A 26842-nucleotide genomic window follows, 5' to 3' on the forward strand; every position below is an offset into this window, starting at 1 on the left:
AGATAATCGTAATGCAATAAGCCTTTAGATTCCCGCTTATGCGAGAATGACCTTGTTTCATAAAAATCCTCATTGAATTTTCAATGGGGATTTTTATTGAGGTGTAATACTAAGAATTAACCTAGTAAATCGAAAGTTTAACTTTTGATTTACTAGGTTAATATGTCTAAATGGCTATTTGGATATTGAAGGTTATAAAATTCTGAAAGGAATAAATTTCTTATTACGCCAACTTTCCTGACTTTCTCCTGTTTTAGACTTTGCAGCCTAAACCGTATATTTGGTATACCCATGAAATTTAAAATCACCTCAGAATATCAACCTACCGGAGATCAGCCGAACGCGATAAAACAATTGGTAGATGGCGTAAATGCCAACGAACATTATCAAACTTTACTAGGGGTTACGGGATCAGGAAAAACATTTACGGTAGCCAATGTGATTGAGCAGACACAAAAACCTACCCTGATTTTGAGCCACAATAAAACTTTGGCCGCACAGCTTTACGGTGAGTTCAAAAATTTCTTCCCTGAAAACTCGGTGAATTATTTTGTTTCTTATTACGATTATTATCAGCCAGAAGCTTTTATTGCCTCGAGCAATACCTATATCGAAAAAGATCTGAGCATAAACGAAGAGATTGAAAAACTGCGGTTGCGTACTACCTCCTCGTTAATGAGCGGTAGGCGCGATATTATCGTGGTATCGTCCATATCCTGTATTTATGGTATGGGTAATCCGGAAGATTTTTCCAGGATGGTTTTTCGTTTTGGTGTGGGCTTACGGATTTCGAGAAATGCATTTTTGCATAGCCTGGTTGAGATTTTATATTCGAGAACTACGACAGACTTTAAGCGCGGAACGTTTAGGGTTAAAGGCGATACCGTTGATATTTTTCCAGCCTATCTTGATCATGCTTACCGCATTTCTTTTTTCGGCGATGATATTGAGGAACTCTCTTCAATTGATCCGGTTTCGGGAAAAACCATCGAGAAATTAGAAGACATGGCCATTTATCCGGCCAATCTTTTCGTTACCCCTAAAGATAGATTCAATTCTTCGATCTGGGGCATACAGGAAGAGCTGGAAATCCGTAAGAACCAGTTAATTGCAGATCGGCATTTATTGGAAGCAAAACGTCTGGAAGAACGTACCAATTTCGATATTGAAATGATGAAAGAATTGGGCTATTGTTCTGGTATCGAAAATTACTCGCGTTTCTTTGATGGAAGGCAACCTGGTATGCGCCCTTTCTGCCTGTTAGATTATTTTCCTGAAGATTATTTAATGGTAATTGACGAAAGCCACGTTACCGTTCCACAGATCAGGGCCATGTATGGTGGAGATAGATCGCGGAAATTATCATTAGTTGAATATGGTTTCCGTTTGCCGGCTGCATTGGATAATCGGCCATTGAATTTTAACGAATTTGAAGCGCTTGCCCCGCAAACCATTTATGTAAGCGCAACCCCGGCCGAATATGAATTGGAAAAATCAGAAGGTGTGGTGGTAGAGCAGGTAATTAGACCTACTGGTTTGTTAGATCCTGTTATTGAAATCAGACCTGCCATTAACCAGGTTGATGATCTTTTGGATGAAATAGATATTACCATAAAAGACGGAGGACGTATCCTGGTTACTACATTAACCAAACGTATGGCTGAAGAATTGACAAAATATCTTGATCGCTTAAATATCAAGACCAGGTACATCCATTCTGAAATTAAAACCCTCGAACGTGTAGAGATTCTTCGTGGTTTACGTTTAGGAGAATTTGATGTGTTGGTTGGAATTAACCTTTTACGGGAAGGTTTGGATTTGCCAGAGGTTACTTTAGTTGCTATTTTAGATGCGGACAAAGAAGGTTTCTTACGGTCTGAGAAATCGCTGATCCAAACCATCGGCCGTGCTGCCCGTAACGATAAGGGCCGTGTAATTATGTATGCTGATGGCATTACAGATAGTATGGAGAAGACTATATCAGAAACGAACAGACGTAGGGATATACAGATTGCCTACAACCTTGAAAATGGCATTACCCCAAAAACGGTAGGTAAATCGAGAGAAGCAATTTTAGAACAGACTTCGGTACTCGATTTCTCTCAAAAAGCCAGCGACAATAAAGCCAGGGCTTATGTAGAAAATGCAGAAATCAGTATTGCGGCAGATCCGATTGTACAATATATGGGTAAAGCAGAGCTGCAAAGAGCAATTGATACCACACGTAAGGACATGCAGAAGGCAGCAAAAGATATGGACTTTTTACAGGCGGCAAAACTGCGTGACGAAATGTTTGCCTTAGAGAAAATGTTTAACGAAAAATTCGGCAAGTAACGATTTGGTTTTAAAGATTGATTTTTAGATAATTTGAATTAGAATTGCAATTCAATAAGTTATCTAAAAATCATCAAATGAAATCTTTTAAACTAGTAACACTGATCGTACTCGGTGTCATGGGGCTAAAAAGTCATGCCCAAAATGTCACAGCAATTTCCCTTCCTCTTGGAGGTAATGCCTACAGCTCATTACATCAGGATTCAGAAAGAACATTATCCAACAGGGGAATTGTAAACTGGTCTAATCCGAAAGAATATTTTACAGCTTATTTTCGGGTTTCTAAACCTGGTACCATAACGGTATCGTTAAGTGATAAACCTACGGTAGATGGACAATCGGTTCTGGAATTCGCCATCAACAATCAATCTAAAAAAGTAAGTTTCGATGAAACCAGAGCTTTTGATGCTAAGATTGGTGAATGGAACATTAAAGACACAGGATATGTAGCGTTAACCATTAAAGGAATAAGCAAAAGTGCTGGCAAATTTCCTTCAATACAAACCTTATCCATTGGTGGTACAGCTATTGAAGGCAAAACCGCTTACGTTAAAAACAACGAAGGCAACTTTTTTCACTGGGGCCGACGTGGGCCATCAGTTCATCTGAACTATCAACAACCCGAAAATGTAAATGCAGAGTGGTATTATAATGAGGTAACCGTACCAAAAGGTGAAGATATTCTAGGTTCTTATTTTATGGCGAATGGATTTGGTGAAGGCTATTTCGGTATGCAGGTAAATAGCCCAACCGAGCGACATATCTTATTTTCGGTATGGAGCCCTTTCAATACCGACGACCCTAAAAGTATTCCGGAATCGCACAAGATTAAAATGCTTAAAAAAGGCGATGGCGTGCATACTGGGGAGTTTGGTAATGAAGGCGCTGGAGGTCAGAGCTACCTAAACTATATGTGGAAGGCAGGGAATACCTATAAATTCTTGCTGCATGGCGTACCTGGAAAAGATAGCCTAACTACCTATACTGCTTATTTCTTTGCACCCGAAATCAATAAATGGCAATTGATAGCCAGTTTTACCAGACCACAGACTAAAACCTATTTAAAGCGCTTCCACTCCTTTTTAGAAAACTTCTCACCTGTACAGGGCGACTTATCGCGGAAAGTTTTGTTTGATAACCAATGGATCTGCGATGATAAGGGAACATGGACTGAATTAAAATCTGCCCGCTTTACTACCGACAACACCGGAGCAAAAGGATATCGGATGGATTATCAGGGAGGGGTAGATAAGGGTGTTTTTTATTTAAAGAACGGTGGTTTTTTTAACGATTATACCACACCAAGAAAAATCCTTACCAGAAGCACTACTGGTAAAAAACCTGAAATAGATTTCAGTAAATTACCGTAACACTCGAAATAATTATGGAATTTTGAAGCTTTAATCATATTATAGCACAAATGGACGGGCAAAACAGAAAAGACATATATCCGGGCTTGGAAGTCGGAATCATCTTAAAAAAAGATCAACGGTCGGGAAATATCACTTATGGCGTGGTTAAAGATCTGCTTACCTCATCGGCATTTCATTCCAGAGGGATAAAAGTGAGGCTCGAAGATGGTCAGGTAGGCCGCGTAGCTGAAATTATGGAAGATTAATGCGGATATTAAAACCTTTGTGGGCTTATTTACGTATTATATTTGTAATCAAAATGCAATTAAAGGCTCAATAAGTAACAAAATAAATTTTATGACGTCTATATTTGTAACAACAGTAATTTAAAAAATGGGATTAGGTTTAGTAAAATTCATTTTTATCACAATATTGGTACTCTGGCTGATCAGAATGTTGATTAGGTTAGTTCTGCCAATGTTGTTTAATAACCTGGCTAGCAAAATGCAAAATCAGGCTACAGGACAGCAACAACAAAGACGGTCAAAACCTGAAGGCGCTATTTCGATAGATTATATGCCTCCAAAGCCTGATCAGAGTAAAACAGATAAACTCGGCGACTTCGTAGACTACGAAGAAGTGAAATAAAAACTAAACCCTGAACTTGTTTCAGGGTTTTTTGTTTATATGAGGCGGTATCATATTGTAATTCAATCGAATTTGTCAAGTTGATCCTGTCGAGACACCTTGTAAAACACTTAAAACGGGGTCTTCGCTGTTCTAGCATTGACTTTATTCTGCAACTATTTATTAGTGGGTGACTTGTGATATTTGTACATTTCCGCACAGCTAGGCCATAGCACCATATCTCCGTTCTACTTAAATCCGGCCTAACAAATTTTTCGGGCTTCACTGTCGCAGCCATACCACTGGCTTCAAAAGAAAAATTTTCAGCCGGCATTTTTTGTTTCTTTTTGATGCCAAAAAGAAAGAGCCCTTCGGCGGTGGCGAGCCGAGGCAAGACTGCGCTACAAGGCAAAAAAAATTAAATATATACGTTATTTATATTGATTTTTATACAATAAATTAACCCCAAGGATGACAACTCTATATTTAGATAAAGACTCTTTTTTGTTTGAATTCAAAAAAGCAATAATTAAAAATATATAGATTAAGTTTAATACTTTTAATCCTCAACCCGAAACCAGATATATACCTACAACGATGAAATATTTTATTGTTTTTATCTCCTTGTGGATGATAAGTGCGAAATGCTTTAGCCAAACAAAACAGGATAGCTTAGAAATCAAACGTGCAGTTCTTGATTATATAGAATCGCAGCATGCCCCAAACCCTAAACAAATGGAGCAGGCTTTGCACCCAAGGCTGGTTAAACGCACATTTTGGACGGATAAGGAAACCCACAAAGACTACGTTCGTGAAACCTCTGCAGAATCGATGGTTATTTTGGCCGAAAGTTATAACCGCAAAAAAGATAAATTTCCCGCTGTTCCTAAAAAGGAAGTTAAAATGCTTGATATTTCAGAGAAAACGGCTTCAGTTAAATTAATTGCAGATGAATGGATCGATTATATGCATCTTGTTAAATTAAATGGCGCCTGGAAGATTATTAATGTGCTTTGGCAATTTAATGAGAGTGCGAGGCACAAATAGCGCATATTAACATTCAGCTTGAAATTTGATTACCTTGTTTCTTTTCTCAATTAGTTTCGACATATAATTTTTGAGAAATATTTTTTCTACAAGCCGGCCTAATAAACCAAACGGTGCCTGAAACTCAAAAACATCAGTCATTTCTGTCTGAGAACCTATTATTTTAAACTGGTGTTGATGGTGAAGTTTTTTAAAGGGGCCTTTAACCATCTCATCTACAAAGCGTGTTGGATATTCCATTGTACTAATCTTATTTGTCATTTCGAACGGAATGCCAAAATGTTTGGCCCGCCAGGTAACCGATTCATGTAGGTCGATCAATCCAGCTCTCTTCCCAGCAATGGCTTTCTCACCAGAACTTTGCATCGACTGTATATGGAGGTCGATACTTCTGGCCAGATCGAAACAGCGTTCAATCGGCGCATTAATCGATGTTTTTAAGATAATTGTAGGCATACACTTAACTTTGGGCGTTTTTTCTATGCTTTCTGCTTTAACCTGTTCGATTAACCCTACTGTTCTTTAATAAAAATGAAAATTTTGGATGAGAAGTAAAGCCGAACTTAAGGGCAAGGCTTTTTAGAGGTTAGGGTTTAGCCCTTGGTGGTTAGCATTTAGGGTGAATATGTCTTGCTACCCGATACTTACTACTCGATACTCAAATCTTGCTACTCAATACCTCCCTCTCATATCTCTATTTAAATACTTTCAATAACGAGCCCCAGAACCAACTTTCTTCAGCTTTAAGCATTGTTTCTAAAGTTTTATCTACGTTGATTGCAAGTTTGTTAATATCACTTACCGATTTTTTAAAGGTTTTAAATTCAGGATCTTTTTCATCGCCCACTACCGTTGATAGTTCATTCAAAACTTTTAAAACAGGCTCTAACTCTCTTTTTTTACGTTCTTTAGCTACCTGACGGGAAATATTCCAAACATCCTTATCGGCAAAAAAGTATTCTTTGCGCTCGCCAGCTTTGTGCTGTTTTTCAATTAAGCCCCATCCAATTAAATCGCGCAGGGTCATATTGGCGTTTCCCCTGGAAATACTCAACGCCTCCATAATTTCTTCGGTGGTAAGTGCTTCAGGAGAAATGAGCAATAGCGCATGTACCTGGGCCATGGTGCGGTTAATTCCCCATTCGGAGCCTAATTTGCCCCAGGCTTCTATAAATTTTAATTTTGCTGCTGCTAATTCCATACACAAATATAAAATTATTTTTAAACTTTCAATAGTTATTGAAAGTTTATTTGTTTCGGAAGCTATTTACTTTCCCGTTGTAGTTTATCCAGTAGCATCTGCCAGCTGGTAGCATTGTTATTTACTTTTTTTAATAGTTCAGCCTGCGCTCTATCGAAATAGACAGATAATTTCAATACCGGTAATGCCAAATCTGGTTTAAACATCGTTCCGGGGGCAAATCCAGGCTCATTGTTCTTTGCCCGGTCGCGATCGAATTTAACGGTTGTATTTACATACTCTTCGTGCTGTTTTTCTCCATTGATGTATGGGATCAGCCATTCTACAGATTTTTTGATCGAAGATCCTTTAGGCGACTCGTAGGTATAAAAATTGGTGCCTTTCGCCCTGTCGATCATAATGGCCAGCTTTAGCATGGGTTCTAGGTCGTAAATGTGGTAATGCATGGCATCGCGTTCTTTAAAGTCCAAACTGGTGCCATCTGGATATAAATTGATGTTGATGTGGCTTTTTAAATTGTCGATGGTCCACTTAATAAACTGCTGATTGTTTAAGGTGTAACCAATTTCGCCGACTTCTTTTAACCGGTGAGCGTTCCAGTTATTAATGGCGGTAGCTCTCCCTGGTCTCATCCGCTTGCTGTTAATTTCTGCTAAAGCCGTTTCAGTAAGCCATTGTTCAATCTGTTTTTTATCTGCTGCTGGGATATCTTTTTTAATCAGGTCGTAAGCTTCAATGGCTTTATCCAGATTGGTATCATCAATAGGATCGCCATTAGGTTTATTGATTTTGGCCCATGCACCAAGAAATTGTACACATTTGTTTAAATATTTTTGATCGTCGGTAATCCGGTATTGTAAGGCCAGTGCAAACATTTTGTTCATATCTGCAAGGGCCAATCTGGTTTTCTCTTTTTTTGGATTTCCCTTTAATAATCCTTCAGTTCTGATGGTATCAATTGGATCTGGGTTTTCATTTAAATAAAGTAATGCCGATTTTTCAAAGCCCAGGTATAGTTTTTTGGTTTCTCCATCATTTTTTATCTGGCTTTTCAGCTTTTTAATTTCATTGTTATTTAAACTTACAATTTGCGAAAATGAAGAAAAAGATAATAAAGCAAGAGCGATTGTAATGACAAACTTTCTCATAATAAATAGGTTGAATTTTTATTCTTTGCTACAAATCTAATTTTTTATTCAGCATGCATTTAATTTATTCCTTTTTTATACCGCCCAATTTTTTATTTTTGACGTTCGTTTAAACTTAAACAAACCTTAATGAATAACTGGTTTAATAAAAATGGCATTCACTTAGCCATTATTGCATTTTTTGTAGTCATCACTTTTGCCTACTTCAGTCCTGTTTTGCAGGGTAAAGCGCCACAACAGGGCGATGTTTTGCAGGCTAAAGCCATGCAGAAAGAAATTATGGATATTAAGGCGAAAGATGGTAAAGGACCACTTTGGACCAACCAGATGTTTGGTGGTATGCCCGCCTACCAGATTTGGGTGCAGTATCCTTTAAATATTACCACTTATGGTATCGATGTAATAAAAGGTATATTCCCTGATCCTGTTGGAACGGTGCTGTTATACCTTTTAGGTGCTTATCTATTATTCTGTGTATTAAAAATAAATCCATGGCTTGCAGCAGCGGGTGCAATTGCTTTTGCATTTACCTCGTATAATTTTATCATTATTGCTGCGGGGCATAGCAATAAGGCCCTGGCCATTGGTTTCTTCGCTCCTATTTTGGCTGCCATTATTCTCATCCTAAGAGGCAGGTATCTGGTAGGAGGCAGTTTTCTGGCGCTGTTTATGGCGCTAGAGATCCGCTCGAACCACATCCAAATGACCTATTATTTATTTATAGCGTTATTTATTCTAGGCTGTATAGAACTTTACCATGCCTTTAAAGCAAAACAGCTTCCGGCATTTGGTAAAGCTGTTGCTTATATTGCAGCGGGTATTTTCTTATCGGTTCTGGTAAATGCGGGTACCTTGTGGACAACCTACGAGTATGGCAAAGAAACCATCCGTGGTAAATCTAATTTAACAACCGATAAGGCTGAACCTGCAAATGGTTTAGATAAAGAATATGCTTACCAATGGAGCCAGGGTGTTGGAGAGAGTTTCTCATTTCTGATTCCGAATATTTATGGTGGTGCAAGCAGTATTGACGAAATTATTAAACCTGAAAGCAATACTTATAAAGCAGTTGAAAAAAATCTTCAAGGCGTTGATCCAAAACAGGCCATTGGTTATGTAGCTCAAAATTTGGGTACCAATCAGTATTGGGGCAATAAACCGGGTACTTCCGGTCCGTATTATTTTGGCGCCATTATCTGTTTCTTATTTGTTTTCGGATTGTTTATTGTAAAACACCGCTGGAAATGGTGGATCTTAGGATCAAGTGTCTTATTGCTGTTCCTTTCCTTTGGAAGTAACTTACCGTTTATCTCGGATATATTCTTTAATTACCTTCCCGGTTATAACAAATTCAGGGCTGTTGAATCGATATTGGCCGTTGTAGGCTTATTGGTACCCTTGCTGGCTATACTGGCCATTAAAGAAGCACAGGAAGGAAAATACGATCAAAAATATTTAGTGCAGCGATTAACCTGGTCAGCAGGTATTACAGGCGGTTTTGCTTTAATTATCGCCGTCATCCCTACGGCGTTCTTCAGTTTTACGCAGGCCAACCAGGCACAGGTTTTAGATGCTTTAACACAAACCTTGCAGAATAACCGCGGTGCTGCAATGGAAATTTTAAATGGCATTGTTGCCGACCGTGTGGCTTTAGCACGTGCTGACGCTTTGCGCTCTTTATTGTTCGTCGCTATTGGTTTTGGTATTACCTGGGCTTTCATTACCAAAAAATTAAACATGCAATTGGCTTTTGGTTTATTGGCATTATTTGTTTTAATTGATTTGTGGCAGGTAGACCGCCGTTACTTAAACAACCAAAATTTTGTAAGTAAATCCGATTTAGATAACCATTACCAGCCTAGAGATGTAGATAATTTTATCGCGGCTGATAAAGATCCAAACTTTAGAGTTTTCGATTTATCGTTGGGCGATCCGTTTAAAAGTGCCGAAACATCTTATTTCCATAAAACCGTTGGTGGTTTCCACTCCGCAAGGTTAAAACGTTTTCAGGAGTTGGTAGATAACCAATTAACAAAAAGTATTAACCAAGATGTATTGGATATGTTAAATACGAAGTACATCATTACTCAGGATCCTCAAAACGGATCGTATAAAATGCAGCGTAATGCAACGGCTGCGGGTAATGCCTGGTTTGTACAAAGTGTTCAGTTTGCTAAAAATGCTGATGAAGAAATGAAGGCAATCAGCAGTTTTGATGCTAAAAAGGAAGCCATTGTTGATGAAAGTTTCAAAAATTCGATCGATACCAAGCGTTTGGGAACTGGTCAGGAAGGTTTTATTAAATTAACCAACTATAACCCTGATCATTTGACTTACGAATACTCAACCGCTAAAGATGTAATTGCAGTGTTTTCAGAGATCTATTATGATAAAGGCTGGAAAATGTATATCGATGGTGTTGAAAAGCCATACTTCAGGGCTGATTACGTTTTACGTGCAGCACAGTTAGAAGCAGGTAACCATAAACTTGAGTTTATTTTCCATCCAACATCGTATTATACTGGAGAGAAAATCTCTTTAGCTGGATCTATCTTATTGTTGGCCGGATTAGGTTTTGGCTTTTACTCAGAAGAAAAGAAGAAAAAGAAAGCAGTTAAAGCATAATTTTTCTTAAAATAGATTTACACCCCGCAGGATTTTGATCTTGCGGGGTTTTTTGTTGCCGGTTTTTTTGCAATGATTTCTCGCCACGGAAACACGGAATATTTTCTCGGTTTGTCATCCTGAGCGTAGTCGAAGGACCCTTTAGTAAGGAAAATTGTAGGATAATCCAGTATCCGCCTAAGCAATGACGACGGTGGGTAATAAAGCAATGACAAATGAACCAGTAAACTAATGAACCACCAAACTAAAATTTAACAGTGTCGTAACATTTGTTTGATATACAGAGTCTTACCTTTGTAATGTAAATCAGATGATATGTTAGAATCATTCTTTGCCGTATGTTTATTAATTGTTGTACTTTATTTCTTTAGCCCCTTTGAGGTAAAACTCGATGAGGAAGAGGAGTGGTAACACAACTAATTTATCTCTGAACTGCTTCAATCGAGCGGTAATAAGACCCTTCCCCCTAAAATTTCCTGTTTATGGATAAAAGAAATGTCGATGTAGTCGTAATATCCGATGTACATTTAGGCACCTACGGTTGCCATGCAAAAGAACTTCTAAAATACCTAAAGAGCATAAAGCCCAAAACACTGATCTTAAATGGCGATATCATCGATATCTGGCAGTTTAGCAAGCGTTATTGGCCCGAATCGCACATGAAAGTGATCCGTAAACTGATGAAATTCGTCTCGGAGGGTGTTCAGGTTCACTACCTTACCGGAAATCATGATGAGATGCTGCGCAAATTTGATGGTATGGAAATGGGGACTTTCCATCTCCAGAATAAGTTAATTTTAGAGCTGGACGGTAAAAAAGCATGGTTCTTTCATGGCGATGTTTTTGATGTTACCATGCAGCACTCTAAATGGCTGGCTAAACTTGGTGCGGTTGGCTATGATACACTAATCCTCATTAATAGCTTTGTAAACTGGGTACTTACCGCATTTGGGCGGGAAAAGATGAGCTTTTCGAAAAAAATCAAGGCCAAATTTAAAGATGCCGTTAAGTTTATCAATAGTTTTGAGCAGACTGCAGCCGAGTTGGCTATCGAAAAAGGCTATCAGTATGTGGTTTGTGGTCATATTCACCAGGCCGAGCAACGCGAAATCGCCACAGAAGATGGAAAAGTGCTTTACCTGAACAGCGGAGATTGGGTAGAAAGCCTGACTGCTTTAGAATATGAAAACAAAAACTGGACGGTTTTTAAGTACGAACATCAACATTTTACAAAAGACGAACTGGATGAAGGAATCCTTTCTGATGCCGAGGATTTAAAAAGTAAACTCGACATAAATATTCTTTTACAGAATATAAAATATGAAATTGCCCAATAATTTTAGATATTCGGGCATAAATGAAGATACTTTACGCAATACAGGGAACAGGTAATGGTCATATCAGCAGGGCGCGGGAAATTATTCCTTTGCTTCAGCAGTATGGCGAATTGGATATTTTAGTAAGTGGAACACAGGCCGATGTGAAACTCAGTCAGCCTGTAAAATACCAATTGCATGGTTTCAGTTTTATCTTTGGGAAAAAAGGTGGTGTAGACCATTTTAAAACATGGCTGAACATGAATCTTTTCCGCTTTAGAAAAGATATGAAGCAGCTGCCGTTGAAAGATTACAACCTTATCGTTAACGATTTTGAACCTGTAAGCGCCTGGGCCTGTAAACTGCAGGGCATTGAATGTATATCATTGAGCCATCAGGCTGCCTTTAAATCTAAAAAAGTACCCCGTCCAAGAACCTTAGATTGGGGAAAGCTTATTTTGAGCCGTTATGCGCCTACCAAATACCACATTGGCTTTCATTTCGATCGTTACGATACTTTTATCCATACTCCGGTAATCAGGGCAGAGATCCGAAATCTAAAAAGTGAAAATTTAGGACATTATACGGTATATCTTCCAGCCATTGATGATAAACGTTTGGTAAAACTTTTTACACAGCTCCCTGAAGTTACCTGGCAGGTTTTTTCTAAACACAGTAAAGTTGCCTACCAGGAAGGGAATGTTTTTGTAGAACCGGTTAACAACGAAAAATTTAATAAAAGCCTGGCCACCTGCGAAGGTTTGTTTACTGGCGGCGGTTTCGAAGGACCTGCTGAAGCACTTTATTTAAAGAAAAAACTGCTGGTTGCGCCTATGCGTTTCCAGTTTGAGCAACAGTGTAATGCCTATGCTTTAAAACAGTTTGGTTTGCCTGTAATTTGGGGAAGTACGAGGAACTGGTTGCCGATTATCAAAAACTGGGTAGAAAACCCCCAACAGCATGAGTTTCATTTTCCAGACGAAACAGCACAGATTATTGATGATATGGTGAAGAAATATGCGAGGATTTAGTCCTGAGTCCAAAGTTGATCACCCTCGGATTGTCATCCTGAGCGTAGTCGAAGGATCCTTATCATGATTTTACTCACCAGAGTTAGCTGTTTGATTTTGGAAATGAATGCCAGAAGCTTTTGGCTTGCACAGCCCCGTTATTCGCTTTAGCCCGATAAAGGATCGGGGCTGCCGCTACTCCCGGGTTTATTTAACGCAAAGCAGCGCTTTTGGGAATGGTTAGCTATCTATCGCCTATTGGTACGTTCCGCTGCTACCGATTCGCTTTGATCTTTAGGATTGTTCTAATCCGTGGCACAATCCTGCGTAATCTAAACCTGATAGAAACGGAAAGCCCGTAACGCAGTGGAGGCTTGAAGTGGATAGCAGGGCTTCCGGAACCGATTTACACAGGCCCCTGCTTTTCTAAATAACAGCACTCCCCTTTCTGCTTTTTCATTAACCAAACGGTCTTCGACTCCGCTCAGACTGACAAAACTTTATAAGAGACACAACCATATGCATCCCTGCTTTAGCCTTTAAGCTTTGGTCTTTCTGCTCCTACTGTTAAATTATTTTCTTTACTTTGCCTACTCTTTAAAAAAGGCATGATTAATCAATTTAGAAAGCTAAATCCAATTAACCTCGTATTCTTGCTGGCATATACGTTCTTTCTGCGTATTGCCATTTTTCATGAAACACACGATAAGCTGAACTTTGATTTTTTGGAGCCATTTGCCCGGTTGCTGATCAATATAGATTTAGACAATGCCTTTACGCCATATACCAATATTTTTATCGCGGCACTTTTGGTGTATGTACAGGCTTTAATTTTCAACCGGGTTGTAAACAACCATAATTTATTGGCCAAACCCAGTTTCCTGCCGGGGCTGATGTTTATTACAGGAACAAGCCTGTTTATGCCTTTTATGATCCTAAGCCCGGCATTGTTGTGTAACTTCCTGCTAATTTGGATTATAGATAAGTTTTTAAAACTGGGTAAAAGTGCGAACTCCATTACCACTGTTTTCGATATCGGGATGATTATTGGGGTTGGAACACTGATCTACTTTCCGTTTATGACCATGTTGATTATGATCTTTTTAGCGCTGTTGCTTTTTAGATCATTTAACTGGCGCGAATGGGTAGCTGGCTTGATTGGCTTTATTACGGTTTTCTTTTTTCTGGCCGTATTTTACTACTGGAATGATAATTTAAGCTCGTTTTATCAGATATGGAAACCATTAGGCAATAAGTTTCCTTCGGTTTTTAAAATCAACTATAACGATTACCTGGTGCTGATCCCCGTAACAGTAATTATCATACTGGCATCACTACAGCTCCGCGAAAATTTCTTCAGGAGTTTTATCAGTACACGGAAAAGTTTCCAGCTGCTGTTTTTCATGTTTATCATTTCTGCAGCTAGTTTTTACCTTAAACCCGATTTCAGGACCTGGCATTTTTTGCTGTGTGTACCACCTGGATCGGTGCTGTTGGCGTACTATTTCAGCAATGCTAAAAAACGTTGGTTTTACGAAACATTGTTCATTTTATTTGTGCTCTCGATACAGTATTTTCTTTTTGTTTAACCTTTTTTAACAAATAACTAGAACGAAACTTGACAAAGATTAATAGCTTTGTGCATGATTTTAGAATTAAAGCTTTTTAGTTTTAATCAAGATGGATAAAAAATGGAGTCATTGGAATTTCTGAGAACATATTATTTGCAGTGGGAGATTCTAAATGCGTAGACTAAGCATTGATATTGGAAATTCTGCTGTTAAGGTTGCTGTTTTTGCAAATAAGGAAATTATTCACCATCAGCGTTTCAATAAAATTGGGATACTTGATCTGGCTCAATTGATTGAGAAGTTTTCGCCAGCGAAATCCATCATCAGCAGTGTTAACCAGGAAGTTGGACCATTAGAAGTATTTTTAAAAAAGCATACCGAGTATATCCGTTTTTCAACCATGTTGACGAATGGTGTACAAAATAGATATAAAACGCCAGTTACTTTAGGATTAGATAGATGGGCTGCTATTTTGGGTGCAAATGGCTTACATCCAACAAACGCAAGTTTAGTGGTTGATGCGGGCACCTGTATTACTTACGATGTTTTAAGTAGCTCGAAGGAATATTTTGGCGGAAGTATAAGCCCTGGTATTAGCATGCGTTTTAAGGCTGTACACGAATTTACTGGCCGTTTGCCTTTGGTGGAGTGGGATGCAAATGAAAATATTGTGGAAGGTACTGATACTCAATCGGCGATCAAAAACGGCGTTTTACAAGGGATAATAAATGAAATTGAAGGCTTTATTGCCCTAAATAATAAAAAAGAAAGTGCTCTGAAGGTAATTATAACGGGGGGTGATGCTAATTTTTTGTATAAACAATTACAAAACAGCATCTTTGCGCCTCAAATTATAAAAGATCCTTACTTAGTATTAAAAGGATTAAATGAAGCTATTGCAGATTAAAATGTACAAAAGAATAAATTATATTGCAGCCATACTCGTTCTAGTTTGTGGTTTAAGTGCCCAGGCACAGGTTACCACTTCATCACCATATTCAAGATATGGACTTGGAAATATAAAGGGATCTTTGTTGCCCCAGCTTAGGGCAATGGGTGGAATTTCTACCGCAGTAGGTAAAGTAACAGGGTTCAATTATATTAATATGCAAAACCCTGCATCTTATGCCGGAATATCTTTAACTACCATAGATGTGGGAATGAGTGCTGGCATAACCAATCTTTCGCGAAACAATTTAAGCGAAACGAGTTTCAATTCTACTTTTAGTCATTTGGCATTTGCCGCTCCGGTTACCAAAAGGTCGGCCCTGAGTTTTGGTATTTTGCCTTACTCAGATTTGGGTTATTCTTACAGAAATACAACCAAAGTTGACACAACCACTTTAGACCAGCTTTATGAAGGCGAAGGCGGCTTATCAAAGGCTTATTTAGGTTATGGTTATCGTTTTGGCGATCATTTAAGAATTGGTGGTAACTTAGAATATATTTTTGGTAACCTCCAAACTACCAGGGCTACCGAATTTCAATCGGCAGGGTCTTATAATGCTAAACTTCAAAATAAAAACAGTGTTGGCGGTATAAATTACTCTTATGGCATCCAGTACGATTTTAACATCGGTAAGAAAACAATTATGACCCTTGGTTATTCGGGAAGCACCTCCGGGAAAATAAATTCAACGCAAACTTCTTTTGCTACGTTCTACACCAGGGATCAAAGTGGTAATGAAAACCCTGCAGCCGATACGTTAAATATCGCGAATAATGGAAAATCTAACCTTACCCTGCCATTAACGCACAATTTTGGAATCTCTATCCAGCAAAATGATAAGTGGATGATCGGTGCCGATTTTAGAATGAGTAAATGGTCTGCAACAAGTATCAATAATGTAAGTCAAGGTTTGCAGGATAGCTGGGGAGCATCGCTCGGTGGCCAGTGGACACCAGATGCATATTCTTACAACAGTTATATGAAACGTGTAGATTACCGCCTTGGTGTTAATTACGATAAAACTTATATTAAAATCGGTAATCAGGATATCAAACAAATGGGTGCATCGTTAGGTTTTGGATTCCCATTGCCTACTGCTAACGGTGGTTCAGCATTTTATAAAATCAACTTTACAACCGAGTTCGGACAAAGAGGAACGTTAAGCGATAATCTTGTTAAAGAGAAGTTTATTAATTTCCACTTAGGCTTTACCTTGAACGATACCTGGTTCCGTAAGTACCGCGTAGACTAATGAATTTAAAGACATTTTTATATGGTCTGTTTCTGGTGTTGCCTTTTTTTCTGGCTTCCTGTGGAGACGACGATCTGAAAAATGCCAATGCAGTTTCACCAAATAAGGTAATCCTGTCCAGAGACCGGACCATAGGTGTCGACATTACTTATAGCGATTCGGCCAGAATTAAGGCTAAAGGTTATGCCCCAATAATGGATAAGGTTACGCCTTCAAACGGAAGCGCTTATCAGGAAATGATTAAGGGGGTAAATATCGATTTTTATAACCCTAACGGAACCATTGATGGAAACCTGGTTTGCGATTACGCCATTAGGAAGGATAATGAGCTTAAAACCGAATTTAGGAAAAATGTAGTCGTAAAAAACAGTAAGGGCGATACTTTCTCTTCGCAGGAGCTGATCTGGGATGAGTCGAAAAAGATTTTTTATTCCAATCAACGGGTATATGTGAAAGGAGTTGATGGAAGCATAGGCGAAGGCATAAACTTTAAAGCTCCGCAGGATTTTAGCACTTATGAAATGGATAGTGGAAACGGCGAGCTGAACATGAAGGAAGGCGTAGCGCCCTAGACGACGAGATGAGTGAATGTTAAATGGCTTTATTCGGATGTTTATCCCACTTATTATCTAATTCAATCACTCAAAATTCTGTGATTTCAATCATTAAAACAGGGCCTGTATTTGCTTAAAAATTAAACACTTGATAAATAAAATTTTGTGTTTTCTTTTTTGAGGCAAATTTGTATCTTGCGCCCTCTTAAAAAAGAACTAAATAAATTTATAATTACAATATGGGATTAATGACATTTTTGCGTAACCGTGCAGGCTATATTTTAGTTTTTGCCATCGGTTTTGCAATTGTTGCATTTTTAGTAGGTGATGCAATTAACGTGGGTAAACCTTTTTGGGCAGCAGATCAAAAAGTTGTAGGATCAATTGATGGTAATGATATCAGTATTGATGAGTTCGGACCAAAGGTTGATCAGGGTGTAAACCAGATGAAACAACAATATGGCGGCAGTGCAAATGCACAGATGACTGCTATGGCTGTTGATCAGGCATGGAATGCCGAGTTGGCAAAAGTTTTGTTAACTAAAGAATACGATCGTTTAGGTTTAACAGTTTCAGAAGATGAACTGGTAGATTTATTACAAGGCCAAAACCCTAGCCCCCTAATTAAACAATATTTCTCTAATCCTCAAACAGGACAGTTAGACCGTGCTACCTTGATGAACTTTCTAAAATCGAAAGAACCTCAGGCATTGCAGCAATCTAATATGTTACAGGAAGAAATTAAAAACCAGGCCCTTCAGACAAAATATTCTAACCTGATCCGTAATTCGGTTTATGTAACTTCTTTGGAAGCTACAGATGAATATACCAACCGTAATAAACTGGCTAATTTTAAATATGTAAGTTTAGATTATACTTCTATTCCTGATGCTTCTGTTAAATTAACAGATGGTGATTATTCGGAATATTATGAGCAGAACAAAGCGCGTTTCAACAATCCTCAAGAAACCCGTGCTTTCGAATATGTTACCTTCAGTATCAGCCCAACCAAAGCAGATTCATTGGCAATCAAAGCTCAGGTAGACAAAATTGCTGCTGATTTCCAGGTGGCTAAAAACGATTCACTTTTCGCAGCCATCAATTCAGACGTAAAAGTTCCGTTTACTTATATCACAAAAGGTAAATTGGATCCGGCTGTTGATTCAGCAGTATTTGCTTTACCAGCAGGCAGTTTTTATGGCCCTAAATTAAGCGGTAACTCATACAAAATTGTAAAGGTAGTATCTACCCGCATTTCTCCTGATTCGGTAAAAGCAAGCCACATCTTAATCGATCCGGCTAAAGTTGGTGGCGAAGATAAAGCATTGAAGTTAGCTGATTCATTAAAAGCATTAATTTTAAAAGGCGCTAACTTTGCAGAACTGGCTAAAAACTATAGTGTAGATGGTTCGAAAGATAAGGGTGGCGAAATGCCGGCTTTTGCCCGTGGCGCTATGGTACCTGAATTTGAGAATGCAGCTTTTGATGGGAAGACAGGAGATCTTAAAGTAGTAAAATCTCAGTTTGGATACCACGTACTTAAAATCGAAAAACAGATCGGTTCATCTAAAGTGGCTAAATTAGCTTACGTAGAAAAAGCATTAAATGCAAGTAGCAAAACCCAGGCAGCGGCTTACAAAGCAGCAAGCAATTTCTTAACTGAGGTGAAAGGTAACGACTTTAGCAAATTTGCTGCACAAAAAGGATTAAAAGTTGCTGTTGCTGATAAAGTTGCATCAACACAAGGATTTGCAGCTGGATTAGATAACCCACGTAAATTAATTCAGGATGCTTACGCAGCAGATAAAGGTGATGTATTGCCTGAAATTTATACCATGAGCAATGCTTATGTGGTGGCCCGTTTAACTACAATCAGCCCTAAAGGTATTTTATCATTAGCTGATGTGAAGAAAGAAATTGAGCCAATGGTAATTAATGCCGTTAAAGCAAAACAATTAAAAGAAAAATTAGCCAACGCAGGTAAAGGAAGTATCGATCAGGTTGCAGCTAAAGTTGCACGTCCGGTTAATCCAGTACAGAACGTGGTATTTGCCAACCCGGTAATTCCAGGTGTAGCACAGGAAAATGCTTTAGTAGGAAGCGTTTTCGGTTCACAGCCAGGTAAAGTATCTGCTCCTGTTCAAGGTGAACGTGGTGTTTATGTATTTTCAGTTGATGGATTTACAAGCCCTGCACCAATTGCCAACATGTTTAAACAAAAAGAAAGCATGATGTTAAGTTTAGGACAGCGTTCATTAGGATCAGCTTTCCAGGCTTTACAGGAAAATGCGAAGATAAAAGACAATCGCGTGAAATTCTATTAAGTAGAAAATACGTAATTTTGTAGCCGTTCCGATGATTAGTCGGAACGGTTTTTTTATTTAAGGCCATGGAAATTCAGGAAAACATTATTAATAAAGTAGCCAATAGCGGTTTAATTACCTTAAATCTCGAAGATTTTTATCATAAAGGCGAAAGAGTGGTTTATGATATTGTAGATAATCTATTTCATGGTTTAATGCTAAGGGAAAAGGATTTTAGAGAATTTATCAAAAATCACGATTGGACGCAATATCAGGATAAGAATGTAGCCATTATCTGCTCGGCTGATGCAATTGTACCTACCTGGGCTTATATGCTGCTGGCCAATAAACTAAAACCATACGCCAATGAAGTGGTATTTGGCGATTTAAATACATTGGAAGTCGTTTTGTTTACCAAGGCGTTGGCTAAAATTAATCCGCAAGATTATGCTAACGAACGCGTGGTGGTAAAAGGATGTGGCGATATCGATGTTCCGGTTTCTGCCTATGTTGAGGTAACCAACCTGCTTACACCAGTAGTTAAAAGCATTATGTTTGGCGAACCCTGCTCTACCGTTCCTGTATATAAAAGAAAAGATTAAATTTTGGTTTGCTTTTTGTATATCTTCATGGGAGAAAGAATTTAACCGCATTTTTTTAGGAAACAGTTCTTTCCCAACAACACACAAATGAGTACAAAAGCAATGAAGAAATTATTTATAACCGTCACGGCTGGCTTATGCAGTCTTTTGGCAACGGCTCAGGAACTTCCCCTGAAAAAAGAAGCCGTATTTCAGGAAGGTGAAGTTTTGCAATATAAATTAAGGTACGGATTTATAACGGCGGCAGAAGCCACGATTAAGGTAGCCAATTCTGATTTAAAGTTTGATAACAAGCCTACCTATAAACTCACGGTTGATGCGCAGACTTCCGGAACTTTTGATGTGTTTTATAAGATAAGAGATCATTACGATTCGTATATCGATAAAACAGACCTTTTACCTTACTTCTATCAGGAGAATATCCGTGAGGCCAGCTATAGACGCCAGGATAAGGCCCGTTTTACGCAGGATGCAAAAAAAGTAGTTTCGAACAGAGGGACTTTTACAACACCGACTAATCAGACTTTTGATCTGGTTTCGGCTTATTATTTTGCCCGGAGCTTGGATATCAGTAAAATCAAAATTGGTGATAAGTTTAAACTGAACTATTTCTTGGGTGACGAAATCTCAGCCTTAGAGGTTGAATATATAGGAAAAGAAACGATTAAAAGTAAATTGGGGAACATCCGCTGTTTAAAATTTAGTCCATCCATTAAACCAGGAAGGATCTTTAAAAAAGATAGCAGGCTATACCTTTGGGTAACCGATGATGGAAACCGGGTACCGGTAAAAGCCCAGGTAGAGATATTGGTGGGTGCAGTTACCATGGAATTAAAATCGGCCAGTGGCCTGAAATATGCTTTAGCAAAAGAATAATGATGATAGAAGTTGAACAGGTGCTGGTGCACGAAGACGTATTGAAAGAAAACTTTGTTTGTAACTTAAGCAAATGTAAAGGCATTTGTTGTGTGGAAGGTGATTCTGGTGCACCATTGGATAATGATGAAAAAGCCATTTTGGAAGAAATATATCCAAAAATAAAACACCTGTTGAATGAAAAAGGCATTAAAGCCATTGAAGAACAAGGCGTTTACGTAGTGGATGAAGATGGCGATTTAACCACTCCTTGTGTAGATAAAAATAAAGAGTGTGCTTACGTGCTTTTTGAGGGGGGTATTACGAAGTGTGCTATTGAAAAAGCGTATGAGCAAGGTATTGTAGATTGGCAGAAGCCGATTTCTTGTCACCTTTACCCTATCCGGATAACGAAATATCCAGAATTCGACGTGCTAAATTACGATCGCTGGCACATCTGCCATGATGCCTGTACCTTTGGCCGCGAACTTAAAGTACCAGTTTATAGCTTTTTAAAAGGACCACTAATCCGTAAATATGGAGAAGAATGGTATAAAGAATTGGAAAGTTCAGTGGCAGCGATGTAGTTTGTCTTTCTTAAATTTTATTTTTATCAGTGCAACTGTAAAGTCAATTCTAAGCTGTGTCTACACTTTTCCTGCACATATCTATTGCAATTGTAAGCTTATCTATTTATGCAGAAGATGTTCATAGAAATTGGCTAATTGCTTCTGAATTATTTCGTTCAGTTTTCTGCTTATGTCAAAATTAAGTTGTTTTTTGCCGAAATCTAACTTACTTTAGCGGAATTGAAAATCATTTAATAACTGTGAAAAAAATCTTAATCACTGGTGGTGCGGGCTTTATTGGCTCTCATGTAGTTCGCCGTTTTGTTAATAACTATCCTCACTACGAGATCGTCAATTTAGATAAACTTACCTATGCAGGTAATCTGGCTAATTTGACCGATATTGAAAATAAACCGAATTACCGATTTGTAAAAGAAGATATTACTGATGCTAACGCGATGTTTGATTTGTTTAAAACAGAAAACTTCGATGCAGTTATTCACTTAGCGGCAGAAAGCCATGTAGATCGTTCTATTTCTGATCCAACAGCCTTCGTCATTACCAATGTAATTGGTACTGTAAATTTATTGAATGCGGCCCGCGAATATTGGAAAGGTGATTACGATAAAAAACGTTTCTATCATGTGAGTACCGATGAGGTATATGGTGCTTTAGGTGAGACAGGAATGTTTACCGAAACAACCGCTTACGATCCGCATAGCCCTTATTCGGCATCAAAAGCGAGTTCAGATCACTTTGTAAGGGCCTATCACGATACTTATGGCATGGATTGCGTAATTTCTAATTGCTCAAACAACTATGGTTCTCATCACTTTCCTGAGAAACTGATTCCACTGGCCATTAATAATATCAAAAATAACAAACCAGTACCCGTTTATGGTAAAGGCGAAAACGTACGCGATTGGTTATGGGTAGAAGACCATGCCAGGGCAATCGATGTAATTTTCCACAACTCGAAAACAGGAGATACTTACAACATTGGTGGCCATAACGAGTGGAAAAATATTGATCTGATCAATTTGCTTTGCACCATTATGGACCAAAAACTTGGTCGCGAAGCGGGAGAATCAGCTAAACTCATTACCTATGTAACCGACCGCGCGGGGCATGATTTGCGTTATGCCATTGATTCGAGTAAATTACAAAATCAATTGGATTGGGTACCAAGTTTACAATTTGAAGAAGGCTTGGCCAAAACAGTAGACTGGTACCTTCAAAACGAAGACTGGTTAAATAACGTAACCTCAGGCAATTATCAATCTTATTACGAACAACAATACAGCAGTAAATAATGGAAATTGAACAAACAGGATTAAAAGACTGTCTGATTATTAAGCCAAGAGTGTTTGAAGATCCCCGGGGTTATTTTTTTGAAAGTTTTAACCAAAATACATTCGAAGAAAAAACGGGTTTATCTGGCAGGTTTGTTCAGGATAACCAATCCTATTCTTCATATGGTGTAATCCGCGGCCTACATGCCCAAACCGGTGAATTTGCACAGGCAAAGCTGGTCCGTGTAACCAAGGGAGAAGTATTGGATGTTGCAGTAGATGTTCGCCCAAGTTCGCCAACATATGGCAAACACATTGCGGTGCGTTTAAGTGCAGAGAATAAATTACAGCTGTATATTCCAAGAGGTTTTGTTCATGGCTTTTCTGTATTGAGTGAAACCGCAGAATTTTTATACAAGTGCGATAATTTTTTCAATAAAGCCTCAGAAACTGGCGTAATTTATAACGATACGGACCTGAATATCGATTGGTTAATTCCAGAGAAAGATCAGGCGGTATCTGATAAAGATCTACTTTTAAAACCATTTTCAGCTTTACAGCACATATGAGCAAAATATTAGTAATTGGTGCCGGCGGACAGTTAGGCCAGTGTTTAAAAACGGTAGCTGAACGAAGAGGTATTAACGATATTGTTTTTCCTGCAGAACAAGATGCTAATATTCTCGATGAGCCTGGTTTGAACGATCTGTTGGCTAGAGAACAGCCTGCTTTTGTAATTAACTGTGCGGCTTATACCGCTGTAGATAAGGCAGAGGATGAAATTGATCTGGCTAAAGCCATTAATGAAACAGGTGCGGGATACTTGGCCTCAGCTTGTTTAGTAAATGGAGCAACGCTTATACATGTTTCTACCGATTTCGTTTTCGAAGGAATTGAAGTTAAATTGCTAAAGGAAGATGACATTGCTAAACCCATTAATATTTATGGTGTAACCAAATTAGATGGAGAAAAAGTAGTTTCATCCAAGCTGCCAGCCCATTTTATTATCCGCACCAGCTGGTTGTATTCTGAGTACGCCAACAACTTTGTAAAAACAATGCTTAAACTTGGTGCAGAGCGCGATGAACTGAATATCATTGCCGATCAGGTGGGTACACCCACTTATGCGATCGATCTGGCAAATGCCATTTTTGATATTATAAGTTCTTCATCCGCCGCTTATGGTATTTACCATTATAGCAATGAGGGGGTAACCTCGTGGTTCGATTTTGCAAAGGCCATTTTTGATATCAGTGAAACAGCAGTTAAAGTAAATCCTATTCCAGGGTCTGCTTATCCGACTAAAGCTATCCGGCCAGCATTTTCGGTGATGGATAAATCTAAAATAAAAGATACATTTAATATTGAAATCCCTTATTGGAGAGATAGTTTGGTAGAGTGTATAAAACAGATTAAAATACAATAAATAGGCATCATTATTTCATTTAGGTCTCTAATGACCAATGAACCAATGACCAATGAACTAATGACTAAAATATGAAAGGTATAATCTTAGCTGGTGGCAGCGGAACACGTTTGCATCCTTTAACTTTGGCTTGTAGTAAACAGATGATGCCGGTTTACGATAAACCGATGATTTATTATCCTTTGTCTACGCTGATGTTGGCTGGGATAAAAGAAATTCTGATTATCTCTACCCCACACGATCTGCCTAATTTTGAGAAATTACTGGGCGATGGAGCATCTTTAGGCTGTAAGTTTAGCTATGCCGTGCAGGCAGAACCGAATGGTTTAGCGCAGGCTTTTGTGATCGGTGAAGAATTTATAGGAAAAGATAAAGTAGCCTTAGTACTGGGCGATAATATTTTTCATGGAGATGGCATGGCCAAATTATTACAGGCCAGTTCCGATCCCGATGGCGGTGTGGTATTTGCCTACCAGGTTGCTGATCCTGAACGTTACGGTGTTGTGGAGTTTGATGAAAATAAAAACGCCATTTCGATTGAAGAAAAGCCAATCCAGCCGAAATCAGACTATGCAGTACCAGGTTTATATTTTTATGATAACGAGGTTGTAGAAATTGCAAAAAACATTAAACCTTCGCCACGTGGAGAATACGAAATTACCGATGTAAATCGCGTATACCTAGAACGTGGTAAATTAAAAGTAGGTGTATTGAGCCGTGGAACAGCCTGGTTAGATACCGGAACTTTTACCTCTTTAATGCAAGCCGGACAATTTGTTCAGATCATTGAAGAAAGACAAGGCTTAAAAATTGGTTGTATCGAAGAAATCGCTTACCGTATGGACTTTATCGATGCAGAACAGCTAAAAGCTATTGCTACTCCGTTAGTTAAAAGTGGGTATGGTAGTTACCTGTTAAAGCAGATTAAATAAGAATTTCTACTTTAGTTTAATTCAGTTATAAAAAAAATCACCATTCAATACAATTGTATTGAATGGTGATTTTTTTTAGTGCGTTATCGGCTTTAGGGGTAATTTTAGTTCTCCTCGAAGTATCGTCATTTCGAGCGGAGTGCAACGTAGTCGAGAACCCCGTAGTTGCTCAGCGAAGCTAAATCTAACTAGCATAGATATCTCCATTTCGCTGCGCTTCAGTCGAGATGACGCCGATTTTAGAGTCGCTCCATCTAACTCTGCGTATTTCGTGCCTTCTCTTTGTGTCCTTTGTGGTTAAAGGAATTAAGCATTCTACATTTATCTTATATTTGTCCAATCACCGAAAGAAAAATGAATTCAAAAAAGCAGATTGCCATTATTGGTTTAGGTTATGTTGGTTTGCCACTGGCTATCGAATTTGCAAAAAAATATCAGGTCATTGGTTTTGATACCAATGAAAGTCGTGTAGCGGAATTAAATCAATTAAAGGATCGGACAAATGAAGCTAACCTGGAAGATCTGCAGGCTGTACTTGCCGTATCAGACACAGGCTTAACACTGAGTGCTAATTTAGCTGATCTTGCCACCTGCACCATCTATATTGTAACCGTCCCTACGCCTATAGATCACCTTAAGCGACCAGATCTGCAACCTTTGCTCGCGGCCAGTAAAATGCTGGGTATTGTGCTTAAAGATGGTGATATTGTCATTTATGAATCAACTGTTTATCCAGGTTGCACCGAAGAAGATTGTGTGCCTGTTTTAGAAAAAATTTCAGGATTAAAATATAATTTCGATTTTTTCTGTGGTTATTCCCCAGAACGGATTAACCCAGGCGATAAAATTAATACCCTTACCAAAATTAAAAAGGTAACCTCGGGTTCTACGCCTGCAATTGCTGCTGAAATTGATCAACTCTATGCATCTATTATTACCGCAGGTACCCATTTGGCACCCAGCATTAAAGTAGCAGAAGCCTCAAAAGCCATAGAAAATGCGCAGCGGGACGTAAATATTTCTTTTGTAAACGAACTGGCCTTAATTTTCGATCGGATGGGCATTGATACAGCAGATGTATTAGCTGCTGCTGCAACCAAATGGAATTTCCTCAATTACAAGCCCGGTTTGGTTGGTGGCCATTGTATCGGTGTAGATCCTTATTATTTGGCGCACAAATCGGAGGCTTTGGGTTATAAACCCGAAGTGATTTTATCAGGCAGGCGGGTGAATGATAACATGGGCATGTTTGTAGCCAATAAGGTCATCAAAATGCTGGTGGCCAAAGATAAAGTGATCAATGGCGCTAAAGCACTCATATTAGGTTTCGCTTTCAAAGAAAATTGCCCCGATACCCGAAATACGAGGGTAACTGATATTTACAAGGAGCTGAGAGCTTTTAGTATGGATGTTGATGTATATGATCCATGGGCTAATAGGGATGAAGTGAAAGCGGAGTATGGCATCGAAATGATTGATGATGATCAGTTTAAACATTACGATGCTGTTATCCTTGCTGTAGCGCACCAGCAGTTTTTAGACATTGATTATCGCAGTATTAAAGAAAAAGGGACACTCATTTTTGATACCAAATCTTTTATCGACAGGAATTTGGTGGATGCCAGGTTATAGGCACTTCGCTTCCAACCTGCTCATTTTGGCTATGAGTAGGACCATTAACACCGTGCGTCATTCTCGCGCAGGCGGGAACCTTAAAGCGGCCGCTATTCTTACCCTTCGCACAGTCTTGCCTCGGCTTGCCGTCGCCGAAAGGCTCTTACCTTTTTCTTGATAAAAAGTAACAAACCTGAGCGCAGCGAAAGCATGCCTGCCATTGAAAACAACAAACACCAAGGCATAACTGAAAGGCTTGGATC

General features: G+C 38.7%; 24 protein-coding genes. 21 read left to right on the plus strand and 3 right to left on the minus strand.

Annotated features, from left to right (window positions below):
• Positions 1 to 291: 291 nt before the first annotated feature.
• From uvrB to AC07VK_RS24495, 5 genes are all read left to right on the plus strand, one after another.
• Positions 292 to 2334, plus strand: coding sequence for an excinuclease ABC subunit UvrB (gene uvrB / locus AC07VK_RS24475; protein WP_086548159.1), 2043 nt, complete (start codon positions 292 to 294; stop codon positions 2332 to 2334).
• 77 nt (positions 2335 to 2411) lie between these two features.
• Complete coding sequence (locus AC07VK_RS24480) at positions 2412 to 3704, plus strand: DUF3472 domain-containing protein (protein ID WP_492963905.1); 1293 nt, start codon at positions 2412 to 2414, stop codon at positions 3702 to 3704.
• A 50-nt stretch (positions 3705 to 3754) separates the two neighbouring features.
• A complete protein-coding gene (locus tag AC07VK_RS24485) occupies positions 3755 to 3952 on the plus strand; it encodes a YwbE family protein (protein WP_029278858.1) in 198 nt (65 codons plus the stop codon).
• A 127-nt stretch (positions 3953 to 4079) separates the two neighbouring features.
• Positions 4080 to 4334 carry a DUF4834 family protein gene (locus tag AC07VK_RS24490; protein ID WP_492963907.1) on the plus strand — a complete coding sequence of 85 codons (255 nt, stop codon included), beginning with the start codon at positions 4080 to 4082 and terminating at the stop codon, positions 4332 to 4334.
• A 609-nt stretch (positions 4335 to 4943) separates the two neighbouring features.
• Complete coding sequence (locus AC07VK_RS24495; RefSeq protein ID WP_494939844.1) at positions 4944 to 5360, plus strand: nuclear transport factor 2 family protein; 417 nt, start codon at positions 4944 to 4946, stop codon at positions 5358 to 5360.
• Between the two features lie 6 nt (positions 5361 to 5366).
• On the opposite strand, the gene AC07VK_RS24500 is transcribed toward AC07VK_RS24495, so the two are convergent.
• From AC07VK_RS24500 to AC07VK_RS24510, 3 genes are all read right to left on the minus strand, one after another.
• Complete coding sequence (locus AC07VK_RS24500) at positions 5367 to 5816, minus strand: SRPBCC family protein (protein ID WP_492963911.1); 450 nt, start codon at positions 5814 to 5816, stop codon at positions 5367 to 5369.
• A gap of 238 nt (positions 5817 to 6054) precedes the next feature.
• On the minus strand, positions 6055 to 6561 hold the full coding sequence (locus AC07VK_RS24505) for a GbsR/MarR family transcriptional regulator (RefSeq protein ID WP_492963913.1): 507 nt from the start codon (positions 6559 to 6561) through the stop codon (positions 6055 to 6057).
• 62 nt (positions 6562 to 6623) lie between these two features.
• Entirely contained in the window at positions 6624 to 7709 is a 1086-nt protein-coding gene (locus AC07VK_RS24510) for an alginate lyase family protein (RefSeq protein ID WP_492963915.1), read from the minus strand.
• A 129-nt stretch (positions 7710 to 7838) separates the two neighbouring features.
• Between AC07VK_RS24510 and AC07VK_RS24515 the strand changes: the two genes are divergently transcribed.
• The 16 genes from AC07VK_RS24515 to AC07VK_RS24590 all read left to right on the plus strand — a co-directional run bounded on the left by AC07VK_RS24515 (position 7839) and on the right by AC07VK_RS24590 (position 26597).
• Complete coding sequence (locus tag AC07VK_RS24515; protein WP_492963917.1) at positions 7839 to 10334, plus strand: YfhO family protein; 2496 nt, start codon at positions 7839 to 7841, stop codon at positions 10332 to 10334.
• 482 nt (positions 10335 to 10816) lie between these two features.
• Positions 10817 to 11671, plus strand: a complete 855-nt coding sequence (locus tag AC07VK_RS24520; protein ID WP_492956152.1) for a UDP-2,3-diacylglucosamine diphosphatase — start codon at positions 10817 to 10819, stop codon at positions 11669 to 11671.
• A 20-nt stretch (positions 11672 to 11691) separates the two neighbouring features.
• Positions 11692 to 12681, plus strand: coding sequence for a glycosyltransferase family protein (locus tag AC07VK_RS24525; protein WP_492963919.1), 990 nt, complete (start codon positions 11692 to 11694; stop codon positions 12679 to 12681).
• A gap of 587 nt (positions 12682 to 13268) precedes the next feature.
• Positions 13269 to 14249 carry a DUF6427 family protein gene (locus AC07VK_RS24530; RefSeq protein ID WP_492963921.1) on the plus strand — a complete coding sequence of 327 codons (981 nt, stop codon included), beginning with the start codon at positions 13269 to 13271 and terminating at the stop codon, positions 14247 to 14249.
• A gap of 154 nt (positions 14250 to 14403) precedes the next feature.
• Complete coding sequence (locus AC07VK_RS24535; protein WP_492956149.1) at positions 14404 to 15138, plus strand: type III pantothenate kinase; 735 nt, start codon at positions 14404 to 14406, stop codon at positions 15136 to 15138.
• Complete coding sequence (gene bamG, locus AC07VK_RS24540; RefSeq protein ID WP_492956148.1) at positions 15119 to 16432, plus strand: BamG family beta-barrel-assembly machinery protein; 1314 nt, start codon at positions 15119 to 15121, stop codon at positions 16430 to 16432. The genes AC07VK_RS24535 and bamG overlap by 20 nt, the downstream gene beginning before the upstream one ends.
• Positions 16432 to 17004, plus strand: a complete 573-nt coding sequence (locus tag AC07VK_RS24545) for a hypothetical protein (protein WP_492963925.1) — start codon at positions 16432 to 16434, stop codon at positions 17002 to 17004. Before bamG ends, AC07VK_RS24545 begins: the two co-directional genes overlap by 1 nt.
• Positions 17005 to 17234: 230 nt before the next feature.
• The gene (locus AC07VK_RS24550; protein ID WP_492956146.1) at positions 17235 to 19310 is read left to right on the plus strand and encodes a SurA N-terminal domain-containing protein; all 2076 of its coding nucleotides are present in this window, start codon (positions 17235 to 17237) and stop codon (positions 19308 to 19310) included.
• A gap of 65 nt (positions 19311 to 19375) precedes the next feature.
• Entirely contained in the window at positions 19376 to 19891 is a 516-nt protein-coding gene (locus AC07VK_RS24555; RefSeq protein WP_492963929.1) for a DUF2480 family protein, read from the plus strand.
• A gap of 102 nt (positions 19892 to 19993) precedes the next feature.
• Positions 19994 to 20767 (plus strand): DUF3108 domain-containing protein, encoded by a 774-nt coding sequence (locus AC07VK_RS24560; RefSeq protein WP_057930844.1) that lies wholly within the window; start codon positions 19994 to 19996, stop codon positions 20765 to 20767.
• A gap of 2 nt (positions 20768 to 20769) precedes the next feature.
• Positions 20770 to 21333, plus strand: a complete 564-nt coding sequence (locus AC07VK_RS24565) for a DUF3109 family protein (protein ID WP_086549448.1) — start codon at positions 20770 to 20772, stop codon at positions 21331 to 21333.
• 242 nt (positions 21334 to 21575) lie between these two features.
• Positions 21576 to 22628: a dTDP-glucose 4,6-dehydratase gene (gene rfbB, locus AC07VK_RS24570; protein WP_492956144.1), complete on the plus strand. Its 1053-nt coding sequence runs from the start codon at positions 21576 to 21578 to the stop codon at positions 22626 to 22628.
• On the plus strand, positions 22628 to 23176 hold the full coding sequence (gene rfbC, locus AC07VK_RS24575; RefSeq protein WP_426326548.1) for a dTDP-4-dehydrorhamnose 3,5-epimerase: 549 nt from the start codon (positions 22628 to 22630) through the stop codon (positions 23174 to 23176). The genes rfbB and rfbC overlap by 1 nt, the downstream gene beginning before the upstream one ends.
• The gene (rfbD, locus tag AC07VK_RS24580) at positions 23173 to 24033 is read left to right on the plus strand and encodes a dTDP-4-dehydrorhamnose reductase (RefSeq protein ID WP_492963931.1); all 861 of its coding nucleotides are present in this window, start codon (positions 23173 to 23175) and stop codon (positions 24031 to 24033) included. Before rfbC ends, rfbD begins: the two co-directional genes overlap by 4 nt.
• Before the next feature lie 71 nt (positions 24034 to 24104).
• On the plus strand, positions 24105 to 24965 hold the full coding sequence (rfbA, locus tag AC07VK_RS24585) for a glucose-1-phosphate thymidylyltransferase RfbA (protein ID WP_492963933.1): 861 nt from the start codon (positions 24105 to 24107) through the stop codon (positions 24963 to 24965).
• Between the two features lie 354 nt (positions 24966 to 25319).
• A complete protein-coding gene (locus tag AC07VK_RS24590; protein WP_492963935.1) occupies positions 25320 to 26597 on the plus strand; it encodes a nucleotide sugar dehydrogenase in 1278 nt (425 codons plus the stop codon).
• Positions 26598 to 26842: the final 245 nt, after the last annotated feature.

The sequence above is a fragment of the Pedobacter sp. GW821-FHT01D05 genome (assembly GCF_059422505.1).

Excerpts from the sequence above, each read along its gene's own strand:
- uvrB (WP_086548159.1), top strand. The coding sequence starts at position 292 with ATGAAATTTAAAATCACCTCAGAATATCAACCTACCGGAGATCAGCCG.
- AC07VK_RS24480 (WP_492963905.1), top strand. The coding sequence starts at position 2,412 with ATGAAATCTTTTAAACTAGTAACACTGATCGTACTCGGTGTCATGGGG.
- AC07VK_RS24485 (WP_029278858.1), top strand. The coding sequence starts at position 3,755 with ATGGACGGGCAAAACAGAAAAGACATATATCCGGGCTTGGAAGTCGGA.
- AC07VK_RS24490 (WP_492963907.1), top strand. The coding sequence starts at position 4,080 with ATGGGATTAGGTTTAGTAAAATTCATTTTTATCACAATATTGGTACTC.
- AC07VK_RS24495 (WP_494939844.1), top strand. The coding sequence starts at position 4,944 with ATGATAAGTGCGAAATGCTTTAGCCAAACAAAACAGGATAGCTTAGAA.
- AC07VK_RS24500 (WP_492963911.1), bottom strand. The coding sequence starts at position 5,816 with ATGCCTACAATTATCTTAAAAACATCGATTAATGCGCCGATTGAACGC.
- AC07VK_RS24505 (WP_492963913.1), bottom strand. The coding sequence starts at position 6,561 with ATGGAATTAGCAGCAGCAAAATTAAAATTTATAGAAGCCTGGGGCAAA.
- AC07VK_RS24510 (WP_492963915.1), bottom strand. The coding sequence starts at position 7,709 with ATGAGAAAGTTTGTCATTACAATCGCTCTTGCTTTATTATCTTTTTCT.
- AC07VK_RS24515 (WP_492963917.1), top strand. The coding sequence starts at position 7,839 with ATGAATAACTGGTTTAATAAAAATGGCATTCACTTAGCCATTATTGCA.
- AC07VK_RS24520 (WP_492956152.1), top strand. The coding sequence starts at position 10,817 with ATGGATAAAAGAAATGTCGATGTAGTCGTAATATCCGATGTACATTTA.
- AC07VK_RS24525 (WP_492963919.1), top strand. The coding sequence starts at position 11,692 with ATGAAGATACTTTACGCAATACAGGGAACAGGTAATGGTCATATCAGC.
- AC07VK_RS24530 (WP_492963921.1), top strand. The coding sequence starts at position 13,269 with ATGATTAATCAATTTAGAAAGCTAAATCCAATTAACCTCGTATTCTTG.
- AC07VK_RS24535 (WP_492956149.1), top strand. The coding sequence starts at position 14,404 with ATGCGTAGACTAAGCATTGATATTGGAAATTCTGCTGTTAAGGTTGCT.
- bamG (WP_492956148.1), top strand. The coding sequence starts at position 15,119 with ATGAAGCTATTGCAGATTAAAATGTACAAAAGAATAAATTATATTGCA.
- AC07VK_RS24545 (WP_492963925.1), top strand. The coding sequence starts at position 16,432 with ATGAATTTAAAGACATTTTTATATGGTCTGTTTCTGGTGTTGCCTTTT.
- AC07VK_RS24550 (WP_492956146.1), top strand. The coding sequence starts at position 17,235 with ATGACATTTTTGCGTAACCGTGCAGGCTATATTTTAGTTTTTGCCATC.
- AC07VK_RS24555 (WP_492963929.1), top strand. The coding sequence starts at position 19,376 with ATGGAAATTCAGGAAAACATTATTAATAAAGTAGCCAATAGCGGTTTA.
- AC07VK_RS24560 (WP_057930844.1), top strand. The coding sequence starts at position 19,994 with ATGAAGAAATTATTTATAACCGTCACGGCTGGCTTATGCAGTCTTTTG.
- AC07VK_RS24565 (WP_086549448.1), top strand. The coding sequence starts at position 20,770 with ATGATAGAAGTTGAACAGGTGCTGGTGCACGAAGACGTATTGAAAGAA.
- rfbC (WP_426326548.1), top strand. The coding sequence starts at position 22,628 with ATGGAAATTGAACAAACAGGATTAAAAGACTGTCTGATTATTAAGCCA.
- rfbD (WP_492963931.1), top strand. The coding sequence starts at position 23,173 with ATGAGCAAAATATTAGTAATTGGTGCCGGCGGACAGTTAGGCCAGTGT.
- rfbA (WP_492963933.1), top strand. The coding sequence starts at position 24,105 with ATGAAAGGTATAATCTTAGCTGGTGGCAGCGGAACACGTTTGCATCCT.
- AC07VK_RS24590 (WP_492963935.1), top strand. The coding sequence starts at position 25,320 with ATGAATTCAAAAAAGCAGATTGCCATTATTGGTTTAGGTTATGTTGGT.